Genomic DNA, 14,316 nt, shown 5'->3' on the forward strand with positions numbered 1-14,316 from the left:
CGAGCCGCACTCCTCAAGCCTTGGGAGGCTATCTGTATTACTGGCCGACCTTGGCGTTCCACTCGGACAACCATGCGTCGCGGTTGTCGAGAGCGACAGCAGACGGAATGAGCTGCAGGCTCTTTGCGGTTTCTTCGCCGTAGGTGATGTTGTTGGCAACATCGTCGGAAACCTTGACTTCCTTGTTGGTCGGGCTATCGACCAGCTTTTCAGCCAGAGCCTTCTGAACGTCTGTCGACAGCCAGAAGTCCATGAACTGCAGTGCCAGGTCTTCGTTCTTGCCATCCTTTGGCAGGATCAGAACGTTCATGCCGCCCGTCTGGCCTTCCTTTGGCGTTGCCCATGCCAGTGGCAGGTCAAGCTTGGTGAAAGGCGCCCAGGAGAACCGACCGATCGGTGCGGCCCAGATTTCTTCCTGCTGCATAAGCTGCACGAGCTGCGAAGACTTCACGTAGAAGGTCACGATCTCGTCCTTCTTTTCACCGAGCGCTTCGATAGCGCCCTTCAGGTCCGGCGTGTCCTTGCCGATGGCCTTGCCGAGCATGTAGAGCGCTGGCGGGCCCTGGTTGGTGGTGACGTTCGGGAAAGCAACGTGATCAACAACGTCATCCTTCAGAAGATCAGCCCAGGAATCGATCTTCATCTTGTCGGTGCGATAAACGATGGATGTGGCGTAGAAGTTGACGCCAACACTCATGCCGTCGCCATTCGGGTCCTTGGCAATGTCGTACAGCTTTTCGATGTTCGGAACCTTGGCGGCATCGATCTTCTGCGTCAGGCCCTTGCGTGTGGCGGAAAGAGCGTCAGCCATCGAAACGATTGCGAGATCAACGACAGGATTTGCCTTGTTGGCTTCCATCTTGGCAAGACGTTCAACGCTGTTGCCGGTTTCAACGACCAGCTTGCAACCACACTTTTCTTCGAATGGTGTGTAGACGAGTTCCTTGAACTCATCCTGGGCAAATGCGTAGACGGAGATAGTCAGCGTCTTGTCCTGCGCCTGTGCGGCACCCATGGTCAGCATCAAGGCTGTGCCCGACGCGAAAAGAATCTTTTTCATGTTATTTGTTCTCCAGCTCTAGAGTTTTTGACGTTCATAAGACGATTGGTCACCGGGCCTGCCGAACCACGAATGACAAGTTCCATCGGCACCTTGGACACCTCCGAGGTGACATTTCCCGATATCTGTTTTCCGGCCACATCCTCGTTTTCGATCACGCTGACGAGTGCTGCCACGGCAATTTCTGCAATACGGTCCATGTCCATGCGCATTGTGGTCAATGGCGGCGTGACGACAGGACCCCAGATAAGATCATCAAATCCTGCAACGCTGGCCTGCTCGGGCACGTTGATGCCTTCCCGCTGCAATTCCGTCAGGATACGCAGGGCATGCAGATCGGATACAGCCGCAAATGCTGTAAATCCGTTCTGGACCTTTTCCGCCAGTCCGAGACCGCAATCGCCGCCGGCCGTCTGTTCCAACCGTTCGATCCACAATGTCTCCGTCACGCAGCCATTTGGCAAGGCGGAGCGAATGCCACCCAATCGGTCATTCTGCACGTTGGAGTCAGGGTTTTTGCCGACAAGCAGGATTTTGCGATGACCGAGATCGGAAAGGTAATTGCCAAGAGTTGCGCCACCTTCCCAGTGGTCGGCAGAGACCGTATTCCCCGGTGTCGACGGGCTGTCGATAACAGCCACCGGAAAATCCACATCAGCAATGCGGGTGCCACGACGTGGAACAATCACCATGCCATCAACGCCCCGCTCGATAAGCCGGTTGATCGCTTCGGTCTGTTTGGAAATTTCGCCGCGGGAGTCGGCAATCAGCACGCCATAACCAGCATTGCCAGCGGCCTGTTCAATGGCCTGCGCAATTTGCGGGAAAAGGGGATTGGCAATGTCGGGCAGAACAAGCCCAAGAACGCCGCTGCGGCCGGTGCGAAGTGCACGCCCGGCAGAACTTGGCACATAACCCAGTTCATCAGCGGTTTTGCGGATTTTTTCACTCAATTCGGCAGAAACACGGCCCTTGCCCGACAGCGCGTTGGACACCGTCGCAACCGACACACCCAATGCCGTTGCGATCGCGCTCAGATTTGTTCCGGGCCGCAGAGTTGCCATACCAATCAATCGTAGTGATTAAACGTTTAATCAGCATAATCGAGATGAATTTGCGAGTCGAGTCCCGTCGCCTCAAAAACAAGGGATAACGCGGTAACGCCCTCAAACGACGCTAAAAATTTATAAATTGGCCTGTTTTCGATATTGCTCGACCTGCCCCAGCAGCCACTCTCGGAACAACTTTACCGGCACATGGTTGCTGCGCGAAACCGGCGCGACGGCGTAATAGGAACTGGGGCTTCTGACCTGATGCGGAAACGCCTGCACGATCTGCCCGACCTTCAACTCCACCTCGATCAGAAACAATGGCATCAATGCAATACCAAGGCCGGCAATACAGGCCTGCGCAACGCTTGAAAACTGTTCGAAACGCATGCCTTTGGAGGGAGACGTGACAATACCCAAGCTCTGAAACCAGTGATCCCAGGCGCCAGGCCGTGATGCCATATGCAATAGCGGAAAATCAGCAATATCTTGCGCGGATTTGATGGGATGATCTGCCAGAAACGCAGGGCTGCAGACCGGTGCCACCATTTCCGGCATCAGAAACGTGCTTTCTGCCGCTGGCCAGTCCGGCTGCCCGATATGGATCGCCATATCGATGCCCTCCCTCTCGAAATCGAACTGACCGATACGGGTGGCAAAATTAATGGTGATCTCGGGGTGGCTGTCGACGAAATCGGGAATACGCGGCAGCAGCCAACGTGTACCGAATGTCGGCAACATGGCCAAATTTAAAACATTGCCATGCGTTTTAGTCATAAGCTGTAGAGATGCAGCGCGTATTTCACCCAGAGCTGCACCGATCGCCTTGGCATAAGTGCGGCCTTCAGCTGTCAGCGAAACACCGCGTGCACCACGCTCAAACAATCGTACACCAAGCTGCTCTTCCAGCGACATAACCTGCCGGCTGATAGCACCCTGCGTGAGCGACAACTCATCGGCAGCCAATGAAAAACTGCCAAGCCGCGCCACGGAATCGAAGGCGGCAAGTGCACTGGAGGACGGCAGTAATTTGCGGCTGAGCGTTGTCATGGATCATTACTATATGGAATAGGAAAATGAGTAAACATTGCTTGCTTGCGACGGCACAATGCCCAATTATCGCTCCTACAAACAGGAGACGTGATTGTGAGCGAGCGTGTTGCATTCAACTGGCAGGACCCTTTCCTGCTCGAAGACCAACTGACCGAAGACGAGCGGATGATCCGCGATACGGCGGCGGCATTTGCCGAAGCCGAACTTCTGCCTCGCATTCAGGAAGCCTATCTCACCGAGACATCCGAGCCAGAATTGTTCCGCCTGATGGGCCAGACCGGCCTGCTGGGTGTGACTTTGCCTGAGAAATACGGCGCAGCAGAAGCAAGTTACGTTGCCTATGGTCTCGTCGCACGCGAAGTCGAACGTATCGACAGCGGCTATCGTTCGATGATGAGCGTGCAGTCCTCGCTGGTCATTTATCCGATCTTTGCCTACGGCTCGGAAGAACAAAAAGACAAATACCTGCCAGGCCTCGTGTCCGGCGAACTGATCGGCTGCTTTGGTCTGACGGAACCGGATGCAGGCTCCGATCCCGGCGGCATGAAAACCCGCGCCGAAAAGATCGAAGGCGGTTACCGTCTGCGTGGCGCCAAGACCTGGATTTCCAACGCACCGATCGCGGATGTTTTTGTGGTCTGGGCAAAGTCTGAAGCACACAACAATGAAATCCGTGGCTTCGTACTGGAAAAAGGCATGAGGGGTCTTTCAGCTCCGAAAATCGGCGGAAAACTGTCCCTGCGCGCATCGATAACAGGCGAAATCGTCATGGACGGCGTTGAAGTTGGCGAAGACGCGCTACTGCCAAACGTCTCCGGCCTCAAGGGCCCGTTCGGTTGCCTCAACCGCGCCCGCTACGGCATTTCCTGGGGCGTGCTGGGTGCAGCGGAAGACTGCTGGGTCCGCGCCCGCCAATATGGCCTTGACCGTAAACAGTTCGGCAAGCCGCTGGCTGGCATGCAGCTTTACCAGAAGAAACTGGCCGACATGCAGACGGAAATCACCCTCGGCCTTCAAGCCTCCTTGCGGGTTGGCCGCCTGATGGATGAGCACAAGATGGCACCGGAAATGATTTCCATCGTCAAGCGCAACAATTGCGGCAAGGCACTGGATGTGGCGCGCCAGGCCCGTGACATGCACGGCGGCAACGGCATTCAAATTGAATACCATGTCATGCGCCATGCGCAGAACCTGGAAACGGTCAACACCTATGAGGGCACCCACGACGTGCATGCGCTGATCCTTGGACGTGCGCAGACCGGCATTCAGGCATTCTTCTAATCCTTAAAAGCCATCACCTGCAAAAAACCGGCATCCAAGAAGGTGCCGGTTTTTTTCATTGCTGAACATGGTTTGAAACGCACCAATTGCGCCCATCAGCATCAAAAACCACGTTTCAGTTCAATAAATTTGAACGCAAATCATATTGCAATGCAGCAGACGAAACCCAATATGTCAGGTGTCCGGTCTCCCATCCTATAACGGCACAAAGATTTTACAACGCGCTGTCAGCCAGTTTCACGTCTATGGTTTTGTAACCACCGGACAAGTCCTGGAATTGGTCTCCCCCCTGGCGCGCTGATACACACCAAATCACAAAGGTTTGACATGTACACTTATCCAGACATCCAGCTTTTCATCAATGGCGAATGGCGCAATGCCATCAACGGTGAGACGATTGCCGTCAGCGACCCCGCCACCGACGAAATCATTGGCAAGATCGCCCATGCCACCAAGCCTGATCTCGATCTGGCACTGGCCGCGGCGGACGAAGGTTTCAAGGTCTGGCGTGATACTTCGCCCTATGATCGCTCCAAGATCATGCGTCGCGCGGCCGACATTCTGCGCGAACGCAAGGATTACATTGCCTGGATCATGACCCGCGAACAGGGCAAACCTCTGGCACAGTCTGCCATGGAAGTCGTGGGCGCGGCCGACACAATCGACTGGTTTGCCGAAGAAGCCCGCAGAACCTACGGTCAGGTCATTCCCTCACGCGCCACTGGGGTTTCGCAGCTTGCCATCAAGCTGCCGGTTGGCCCGGTTGCCGCCTTCACACCATGGAACTTCCCGATCAACCAGATCGTCCGCAAACTGTCCGCTGCCCTGTCCACTGGATGTTCGATCATCGTCAAGGCGCCAGAGGAAACCCCGGCATCACCCGCTGAACTGATCCGTGCCTTTGCGGATGCCGGTGTTCCGGCTGGCGTGATCAACCTCGTTTATGGTGTTCCTGCCGAAATTTCCGAATACCTCATTCCGCATCCGGTTATCCGCAAGATCTCGTTTACCGGCTCGACACCAATCGGCAAACACCTTGCCGCCCTGGCTGGCAAGCACATGAAGCGCGCCACCATGGAACTGGGCGGCCACGCACCTGTCATGATCTTTGATGACGCGGACATCGAAAAGGCAATTGCCGTTACCTCCCTGTCGAAGTATCGCAATGCCGGTCAGGTCTGTGTTTCCCCGACCCGCTTCCTGGTTCAGGAGGGTGTGGCCGATCGTTTCCTTGAAGGCTTCGTGGAAGCTGCCAAGGCCGTCAAGGTTGGCAATGGCCTTGAAAGCGATGTCACCATGGGCCCGCTGGCCAATGAACGCCGCATTCCGGCCATCGAAGCACTGATCAACGATGCTGTTTCGCATGGCGCCGAGTTGAAGACCGGTGGCAACCGCATCGGCAACCGCGGCAACTTCTTCGAGCCAACGGTTCTGGCCAATGTACCAACCCACGCCAAGATCATGAATGACGAGCCGTTCGGCCCGGTCGCTATCATCAACAAGTTCTCGAAGTTCGAGGACGCAGTGACGGAAGCAAACCGCTTGCCCTTCGGTCTCGCCTCTTACGCCTTCACCGGTTCTGCCAAGACAGCCCACGACCTCGGTCGCCAAGTGGAAGCAGGCATGCTGACCATCAACCACAATGGTCTGGCCCTGCCGGAAGTGCCGTTTGGTGGCATCAAGGACAGTGGTTACGGCACGGAAGGTGGCTCTGAAGCCACACAGGCTTATCTCGAAACCCGCTTCATCAGCCAGATGAGCTGATACAGCACTGCTTTTCGAGGAAACCCGGCGCCACAAACGCCGGGTTTTCTTTTATCGATTGCCTCGCTGTCGTTTTACGATTAAGGAACAAAAAGAGAACAATCGGATCGCAGAAAATGGCGCAAGAACCCCAGCCCGCCCTGAAGGAAATATTCAATCGCGACCGCCTGCGGCACCTTGCGTCCATTACCAAGGCAGCACACGCACCTTTTGATGAGGCGGCTTTCATGCACCATGCCATGTTGGGACTTGATGATCTCGGCATCATGCAACGCATGCGGCAAGTTGCCATTGCCTGGCACGCCGTTTTGCCCGGCGACTACAACCGTAATATCGAAATTCTCACGGCTCTTGCGCCTCACATCAATCATGGTTTCGCCTCGATCAGCCTTGCAGAATATGTGGCGCTTTATGGTCAGGACCATTTCGAACAGTCGATGCAGGCGCTGCACTATTTCACCCGTTTCGGCTCATCGGAATTTGCAATCCGGCATTTTCTGGCAAAGGACATGTCGCGCACATTGGATGTTATGCAGACATGGGCATTTGATGAAAACGAGCATGTGCGTCGGCTGAGTTCGGAAGGTTGCCGTCCGCGCTTGCCATGGTCTTTCCAGTTAAAGGCATTGGTATACGACCCCGCCCCGGTCATGCCTATTCTGGAGAAGCTGAAAAGCGATCCGTCCCTTTATGTCCGCAAATCCGTGGCCAACCATCTCAATGACATCACCAAGGATAATCCGGCCTTCGTTTTGCAGAAGGTGGCGACATGGCCCACGGATAATCAGCACACCACGTGGATCATCCGCCAGGCGCTGCGTACCCTGATCAAGAAAGGCGACAACTCGGCTCTGGCCATTCTTGGCGTGAAGGGCAAGGCAGACGTTGTTGTTGAAAGCTTTCAGGTATCACCTGACAACATCTCACTTGGAGAGAATGTACGAATTGCCGCTGCGATCAAGGCGACCGGTACGGAGCGACAAAAGCTGGTAGTGGACTATGCCCTCCACTACGTCAAAAAAGCTGGCAGCACGGCGCCCAAGGTTTTCAAATGGAAAGAACTGCATCTGGAACCTGGCGAGCGTGTCGAACTTGGCATCAACCGCGCTATCAAAGACTTTACGACCCGGACACATTATCCAGGCCGCCATCAGGTCGATCTGCTGATCAATGGTGAAATCAAGGCGCAGGGCGAATTTACCCTCACCTCATAATACCCACGGCTTTAGCTTGCTGGAAAAATCCGGGCCCGTCGCACGACCACATATCCGGTTTCACCAGCCTCTACACCGTTTTCCGGGGGCACATCGAATTCGAGGATATCCCCGGCTTCGGTGCTGGCAATCACCCGTCGTTCACCGGCCCGGTCCAGCACCCGGATAACCTTCGCAGGCAACCCGTCGTGGAGGTGTTCCCAATCCAGATCGACTGGACGAACGAAGATATCGACCTTGCCGTCACCGGAATGATAGGCAAAGGGCAATTCCATTTCGCCGACAAACACCTTGCCGTTTCTGGCAACGCCGGAGATACGATTGGCATCGCCCAGAAAGCGCATGACGAACGGCGACACCGGATTGCGGCAAACCTCTTTAGACGTGCCCTGCTGCTCGATCTTTCCGTCTTTCAGAATGACGACACGGTCGGCCAGATCGAGCGCTTCCTCCTGATCATGCGTCACGAAAATCGTGGTGATACCAAGCTCCTCATGAATTTCGCGCAACCAGCGGCGCAGATCACGGCGCACATTGGCGTCGAGAGCACCAAAAGGCTCATCCAGCAGCAACACTTTTGGATCAACCGAAAGCGCGCGTGCCAGAGCAACACGCTGACGCTGGCCGCCGGAAATCTGCGCCGGAAACCGATCACCCAGCCCGTCCAGCTTTACCAGCCGCAACAGCTCGTCAACGCGTGCCGCAATCGCTGCCTTGTCACGTTTGACGCGTGACACCTTCATGCCAAAAGCAATGTTTTCATTGAGCGTCATGTGTGGAAACAGCGCATAATGCTGGAACACAAAACCAACCCCACGGTCTCTCACCGGAATATTGGTCGCGTCCTCGTCACCAAACATGATGCGGCCGCCATCGGCATATTCAAGCCCGGCCACCATGCGCAGGATCGTCGTTTTGCCAGAACCGGAAGGGCCAAGCAGCGCAAGCAATTCACCGCTTTCGATATCCAGAGACACATCATGCACGGCACGGAATGTATCGAAGGTCTTCACCACATTTTCGAGGCGGATTTTCATGCATGTGTCTCCGTGGATGCAGCACTGGCACCATTTTCAGCCTTGCGGCCACGCCCGGCGCCGCGTCGTTCCAGCATGACCTTGGCAATGATGGTGACCACCGCCAGGAAAGCCAGAATGGAGGCGGACGCGAAGGCGCCCGCCGTCTGATAGTCATGATAAAGCAGCTCGATATGCAGCGGCAGCGTATTGGTTTGCCCGCGAATATTGCCCGATACCACTGACACCGCGCCGAATTCGCCCATCACACGCGCGTTGCAGAGCACAACGCCATACAGCAAAGCCCATTTGATATTCGGCAATGTGACCGAGAAGAATGTCCGCCAGCCGGAAGCACCCAGCGAGGTTGCCGCCTCTTCCAGATCACGGCCCTGCGCCTGCATCAGCGGAATAAGCTCACGCGCCACAAAGGGTGCCGTCACGAACATCGACGCAATCACGATGCCCGGAAGGGCAAACAGGATCTTGATGTCGTAGGCATCCAGCAACGGCCCAAACAGCCCCTGCAGACCATAGACAAATAGATAGGCCACACCCGCAACAATCGGAGAGATCGAAAAAGGTATTTCAATGACCACCAGAAGCAGCCTGCGACCGGGAAAATCAAACTTGGTGATTGCCCATGCCGCCGCAATACCGAACACCGTATTGATCGGAACCGCAATCAGCGCCGTAACCACCGTCAGGAAAATCGCGTGGCGTGTATCCGGATGAATGATCGTCGCGGAATAGGCCTTCAAGCCAGCCGAAAAAGCCTCAACACCAATGATAACAAGTGGCGCAACCACCAGCAGGAAACCGATGATCAACACAAAGGCAATCAAGGAGCGGCGAACAAGCGGTGTATCACCGACGCGTGGCGGTTTGCGATGAGAATAGATTGCACTCATGGCTTCAACTCCTCACCGTATAACGGAGGGCCCGAGCCTGCAGCAGGTTGGTCACCGCCAGCATCAGGAATGCCGTCAACAACAGCACCGATGCAATCGCTGCGGCGGCCTGGTAGTCATATTCCTCGAGCCGAATGAAAACGAGCAACGAGGTGATTTCAGTTTCAAATGGCTGGTTTCCGGCGATAAAAATAATCGCACCAAATTCACCCAGACTGCGGGCAAAGGACAGCGAAAGACCCGCCAGAATGGCGGGTGTGAGCAACGGCAGAATGACTTTGCGAAAGATTTCCCAGTCAGAGCCACCAAGCGATTGTGCGGCCTCTTCGAGAGCAGGATCGAGGTCTTCCAGCACCGGCTGCACAGTGCGCACGATAAAGGGCAGGCTGGTAAAGGCCATCGCAATCATGATGCCGATCGGCGTGTAGGCAACCTTGATACCGACCATTGCGAGAACGGAGCCAAACCAGCCATTGCCTGCAAACAGGGCCGTCAGTGCGATACCGGCAACTGCGGTCGGCAAGGCGAAGGGCAGATCGACAATTGCATCGACAAAACGCCAGCCGGGAAAACGGTAACGGGTCAGCACCCATGCCAGCGCCAAACCGAACACCACGTTAAAGCAAGTGGCCGCCAAGGCGCAAAGAACCGTAACTCGGTAGCTGGCAACCGCGCGCGGCGACGACACGATGTTCCAGTATTCAACAGGCCCAAGGCTGGCAGCCTTGAACACCAGTGCTGCCAGCGGCAGCAACACGATAACGCCAACGTAAAAAAGGGTTACGCCGAGTGAGAGGCTTAACCCCGGCAAGACATTGCGTTTCAAACGGCATCCCCCAAACAAATTGACCCGGCAGGTTTGCCCTGCCGGGTTAAATCCGTACTCAGTGCGATTTTATCAACGGTTGCCGTAAAGCTTGTCAAGGACGGCGCCGGACGCAAAATGCTCCTTCTGCACCTTATCCCAACCACCGAAAACATCGCCCACTGTCACCAGGCGAATTGCTGGGAACTGATCCTTGAATTCTGCAGCGACCTTTTCGTTGTTGACGCGGTGGCCGAATTCAGCGGCGATTTTCTGGCCTTCTTCCGTATAGAGGAAGTCGAGGTAGGATTTTGCCAGTTCACGCGAGCCGCGCTTGTCAACGACCTTGTCGACGACAGCAACAGGGAATTCTGCAAGCAGGCTGACCGACGGCACGACGCTTTCGAACTTGTCGGTGCCATATTGCTTGGCAATGCCACGGGTTTCCGCTTCAAACGTGATGATCACGTCACCGATTTCGCGCTCAACGAAGGTGGTGGTGGCAGCGCGGCCTCCGGTGTCAAAAACCGGAACGTTCTCAAATATTTTCTTGATGAAACCTTCAACCTTCGCCTCGTCGCCGTTGAACTTTTCCTTGGCGTAAGCAGTGGCAGCCAGATAGGTGTAACGCGCATTGCCGGAGGTTTTCGGGTTTGGGAAAACAATCTTCACATCATCGCGGGCCAGATCGTCCCAGTCCTTGATATTCTTCGGGTTACCGGCGCGAACGAGGAAAGACGGGAAGGAATAAAATGGCGAAGCGTTGTTCGGAAAGTCTTTCTGCCAGTCAGCAGAGACAAAACTCTGCTTCACCAGAAAATCGATATCCGTTACCTGATTGAACGTCACAACGTCGGCTTCCAGACCTTCGACAATGGCGCGCGCCTGCTTGGATGTACCAGCGTGAGACTGGTCAACCGTTACGCCCGGATGCGCCTTGATGAAGGCTTCATTTTCGGCAGCAAAGACTTCACGCGCAACGTCATAGGATGCGTTGAGCAGCGTTTTCGGCGCTTCGGCAAAAGCCTGACCGGAGAAGAGAACAGCAAGTGCTGAACCGAGAATGAGAAGGCGCTTCATTGAATTCCCCACAAATGAACTGAGGATGAAACTATAGATAGCAGCCCGCTCATGCGAGGAATCCCCCTCCAACACCTCTACGGAAAGGAGAATTTTACGCCAAATGAATTGGCGGTATGCGATTAATATTCCCTCTCAGGCAAATAGGAGGAAGTATTGCCTAAAGCTTTCGCAAGTTTACAGCCTGTGGCTGGCAAAAACGGGGTGGGGATTTTGGCCAAAATACCGTGCGACATCTTCATCTGTGACATCACTGAGCATAGCCGGTTGCCACTGGGGATTGCGGTCCTTGTCGATGATCGCCGCCCTCACACCCTCATAAAAATCATAGCCCTTTAAAACCTCTAATCCAGCCGCGAATTCACGCTCCAGACATTCGATCAGACCGGAACTGTCACGGGCCAGCCGCAACATACGCAAGGTGATTTTCAGGCTGGTTGGTGACCTCTTCTGCAGGGTCTGTAGTATAGATTGCGAAAAAGCATTATCCCTGGTCTTCAATGTGGCAATGATCTCATCAACCGTATCATGGCTAAACACGGCATCGATAAGCTCGCGACCAGTTTCAAACATCCCCGGTGCTGGCGGCGTTGAAAATTGCGCAAACAGCATCTCAATGCCCTTATGCACATGCGATGGAGCCAGTGCAGAAATTGCAGTGGTCAACTCCTCCAGTCGCTCTGATGGAACGTGCACATCCGCAAGTCCTGCAAATACCGCATCCGCAGCATTGACCTCATTGCCGGTCAAACCCATCCATGTACCAATTTCCCCGGGCGCCTTTGGCAAAAGCCAGCTGACCCCGACATCTGGAAAATAGCCTATCCCGGTTTCGGGCATCGCAAGACGTGTCGTCTCCGTCACCACACGGAACGCACCGTGGGCGGAAAGCCCCACGCCACCTCCCATGACAATGCCATCCATTAGAGCGATATAGGGTTTGGGATAATGTGCGATAGTATAGTTGAGCGGAAATTCCTCCCGCCAAAAACGGCTGACATCCGGATCGTTTGCCTTGCCAAGGTCATGGATAATGCGGATGTCACCGCCGGCGCAAAAGGCCCGTCCGCCCTCACCGGCAACAATGACACTGGCAATCTCAGGGTCATCGGAGAAGGTGGCCAATGCCTCCCTCATGTGATGCACCATGTTCAGGTTCAGACTGTTGAGTGCACGCGGCCGGTTAAGCCGGATAATCCCGCAGTAACCTTTACGCTCGACCATGAGGTCATTGTCGGGACCGGTCATGTCATTCATCTGATCACCTAAAATTGAATGCCAGGAATCGCTGTTCGGTTTTCATTGTGAAAGTACATTTTACAGGTGGCAATGCATTGATAAACACCAATGCCGGTCCAGGATCGATACAACTTTCGTCCCAAAAATCGCATGGATTTGACAAATGGCAACCATGGCGTTCTTGCAGCGCAGCAAGAACGCTTGACGCCTGCCGAATCATGCCTTGTAATGACCTCTCAGATTGCCGGCGCAATCCCTGTCCAGCGTCCTGCCGGCCATGCGTATCGCGTTGCACAAGCAACGATCATCAACAGGAGATTTGAAATGCAGTCTTCGGAATACGAATGGATCAGCAAGCGTGCCTACACCCTGTGGGAGGCAGAAGGACATCCAAATGGCAGGGATGCCGAACATTGGGGTCAAGCGACCCGGGAGTTTAAACTTTTGAACGAATCCACTGCCACCCATCCGGCCGTCAAAAGAAAAACCGCTGCAAAGGCTGCCGCACCTGCCAAACCGAAAAAGATCAAGGTTCCGGCCGAATAGGCCATAAAAAAGCCCCGCAATTGCGGGGCTTTTTTTGTCTATCTTCAAGAGAAGTCCAGCGCGCGATCGCCGTTCTCATCCTTGATGCGCGTCGGCAGGCCGATGCGGTTAAGGATGTCGAGGAATGGCTGCGGCGGCAGTTCTTCCACGTTCGCCATCTGCTTCACATCCCACTCACCTGTCGCAATCAACATCGCCGCAGCAACTGGTGGCACGCCAGCAGTGTAGGAAATGCCCTGACTGCCGACTTCTTCATAGGCTTCCTTGTGGTCAGCCACGTTGTAAATGAAGACTTCGCGTTCCTTGCCGTCTTTGGTGCCCTTGACGATATCGCCAATGCAAGTCTTGCCGACATAATCAGGTGCAAGAGATGACGGATCAGGCAAAACGGCCTTGACCACCTTCAGCGGCACAACTTCAAGACCTTCGGCGGTCTTAACCGGCTTCTCAGACAGAAGACCAAGGTTGTTCAGCACGGTAAAGACGTTGATGTAGTGATCACCAAAGCCCATCCAGAAACGGACATCGGCGCCGTCCATGTTCTTGGACAGCGAATGCACTTCGTCATGGCCGGTCATGTAGGCTTTTTGCTTGCCAACAACCGGCAGGTCAAATTCCTGACCAACCTCGAACATCTTGTTGGTCTGCCACTGCTGGTTCTGCCAGGAGTAAACAACGCCCGTAAACTCGCGGAAGTTGATCTCCGGATCAAAGTTGGTGGAGAACCAGCGACCATGGCTGCCAGCGTTGATATCAACGATATCAACCGAGGTCACCTTGTCGAAATATTCATCCTTGGCAAGGCGTGCATAGGCGTTCACGACACCCGGGTCGAAACCGACGCCGAGAATGGCAGTAATACCTTTTTCCTTGCACTCTGCGGCGCGCTTCCACTCGTAGTTTCCGTACCACGGTGGTGCTTCGCAGATTTTACCCGGATCTTCGTGGATTGCAGTATCCATATAGGCAACACCTGCATCCATGCAGGCGCGAAGAACGGACATGTTCACGAAAGCCGAACCGACGTTGATAACAATTTCAACACCGGTTTTCTCTATCAAGGCTTTTGTTGCCTCAACATCCATAGCGTCAAGCGCATGGGCCTCAAGCTTCACCTCGGTTTTGAGGCTCTTCTTCTCGCGTACGGATTCGACAATCTTGCGGCACTTTTCAACGGTGCGTGACGCAATATGAATGTCTCCCAATACATCGCTGTTCTGGGCGCACTTGTGCGCCACGACCTGTGCCACGCCACCGGCGCCGATGATGAGAACGTTCTTCTTCATTTCAGGTGATGC

13 protein-coding genes are annotated in these 14,316 nt (G+C 54.7%); 4 read left to right on the forward strand and 9 right to left on the reverse strand.

Annotated elements, in window-relative coordinates; all coding sequences use genetic code 11:
- Nucleotides 1–37: 37 nt before the first annotated feature.
- The 3 genes from ACZ5FM_RS13560 to ACZ5FM_RS13570 form a co-directional block, all read right to left on the reverse strand.
- Entirely contained in the window at nucleotides 38–1,060 is a 1,023-nt protein-coding gene (locus tag ACZ5FM_RS13560) for an ABC transporter substrate-binding protein (RefSeq protein ID WP_464038948.1), read from the reverse strand.
- A complete protein-coding gene (locus ACZ5FM_RS13565; protein WP_250982308.1) occupies nucleotides 1,057–2,124 on the reverse strand; it encodes a LacI family DNA-binding transcriptional regulator in 1,068 nt (355 codons plus the stop codon). Before ACZ5FM_RS13565 ends, ACZ5FM_RS13560 begins: the two co-directional genes overlap by 4 nt.
- 120 nt (nucleotides 2,125–2,244) lie before the next feature.
- Nucleotides 2,245–3,159, reverse strand: coding sequence for a LysR family transcriptional regulator (locus tag ACZ5FM_RS13570; protein WP_464038949.1), 915 nt, complete (start codon nucleotides 3,157–3,159; stop codon nucleotides 2,245–2,247).
- Between the two features lie 96 nt (nucleotides 3,160–3,255).
- On the opposite strand from ACZ5FM_RS13570, the gene ACZ5FM_RS13575 reads away from it, so the two are divergent.
- The 3 genes from ACZ5FM_RS13575 to ACZ5FM_RS13585 all read left to right on the forward strand — a co-directional run bounded on the left by ACZ5FM_RS13575 (nucleotide 3,256) and on the right by ACZ5FM_RS13585 (nucleotide 7,421).
- A complete protein-coding gene (locus ACZ5FM_RS13575) occupies nucleotides 3,256–4,443 on the forward strand; it encodes an acyl-CoA dehydrogenase (protein ID WP_259142334.1) in 1,188 nt (395 codons plus the stop codon).
- A gap of 327 nt (nucleotides 4,444–4,770) precedes the next feature.
- The gene (locus ACZ5FM_RS13580) at nucleotides 4,771–6,207 is read left to right on the forward strand and encodes an NAD-dependent succinate-semialdehyde dehydrogenase (RefSeq protein WP_259142324.1); all 1,437 of its coding nucleotides are present in this window, start codon (nucleotides 4,771–4,773) and stop codon (nucleotides 6,205–6,207) included.
- 116 nt (nucleotides 6,208–6,323) lie between these two features.
- Nucleotides 6,324–7,421 carry a DNA alkylation repair protein gene (locus tag ACZ5FM_RS13585; protein ID WP_250982311.1) on the forward strand — a complete coding sequence of 366 codons (1,098 nt, stop codon included), beginning with the start codon at nucleotides 6,324–6,326 and terminating at the stop codon, nucleotides 7,419–7,421.
- Between the two features lie 11 nt (nucleotides 7,422–7,432).
- On the opposite strand, the gene ACZ5FM_RS13590 is transcribed toward ACZ5FM_RS13585, so the two are convergent.
- From ACZ5FM_RS13590 to ACZ5FM_RS13610, 5 genes are all read right to left on the reverse strand, one after another.
- Nucleotides 7,433–8,458, reverse strand: a complete 1,026-nt coding sequence (locus ACZ5FM_RS13590; protein ID WP_192487982.1) for a sulfate/molybdate ABC transporter ATP-binding protein — start codon at nucleotides 8,456–8,458, stop codon at nucleotides 7,433–7,435.
- Nucleotides 8,455–9,348, reverse strand: coding sequence for a sulfate ABC transporter permease subunit CysW (cysW, locus tag ACZ5FM_RS13595; protein ID WP_250982312.1), 894 nt, complete (start codon nucleotides 9,346–9,348; stop codon nucleotides 8,455–8,457). The genes ACZ5FM_RS13590 and cysW overlap by 4 nt, the downstream gene beginning before the upstream one ends.
- Nucleotides 9,349–9,352: 4 nt before the next feature.
- Nucleotides 9,353–10,174, reverse strand: a complete 822-nt coding sequence (gene cysT / locus ACZ5FM_RS13600; RefSeq protein ID WP_250982313.1) for a sulfate ABC transporter permease subunit CysT — start codon at nucleotides 10,172–10,174, stop codon at nucleotides 9,353–9,355.
- Between the two features lie 72 nt (nucleotides 10,175–10,246).
- On the reverse strand, nucleotides 10,247–11,233 hold the full coding sequence (gene cysP / locus ACZ5FM_RS13605) for a thiosulfate ABC transporter substrate-binding protein CysP (protein WP_464038950.1): 987 nt from the start codon (nucleotides 11,231–11,233) through the stop codon (nucleotides 10,247–10,249).
- Between the two features lie 177 nt (nucleotides 11,234–11,410).
- Nucleotides 11,411–12,490 (reverse strand): enoyl-CoA hydratase/isomerase family protein, encoded by a 1,080-nt coding sequence (locus tag ACZ5FM_RS13610; protein ID WP_464038951.1) that lies wholly within the window; start codon nucleotides 12,488–12,490, stop codon nucleotides 11,411–11,413.
- A 306-nt stretch (nucleotides 12,491–12,796) separates the two neighbouring features.
- Between ACZ5FM_RS13610 and ACZ5FM_RS13615 the strand changes: the two genes are divergently transcribed.
- Nucleotides 12,797–13,018, forward strand: a complete 222-nt coding sequence (locus ACZ5FM_RS13615; protein WP_250982315.1) for a DUF2934 domain-containing protein — start codon at nucleotides 12,797–12,799, stop codon at nucleotides 13,016–13,018.
- 44 nt (nucleotides 13,019–13,062) lie between these two features.
- On the opposite strand, the gene ACZ5FM_RS13620 is transcribed toward ACZ5FM_RS13615, so the two are convergent.
- On the reverse strand, nucleotides 13,063–14,304 hold the full coding sequence (locus ACZ5FM_RS13620; RefSeq protein WP_192487977.1) for a saccharopine dehydrogenase family protein: 1,242 nt from the start codon (nucleotides 14,302–14,304) through the stop codon (nucleotides 13,063–13,065).
- Nucleotides 14,305–14,316 lie beyond the last annotated feature (12 nt).

The sequence above is a fragment of the Agrobacterium sp. 5Ca50 genome, from assembly GCF_055381905.1.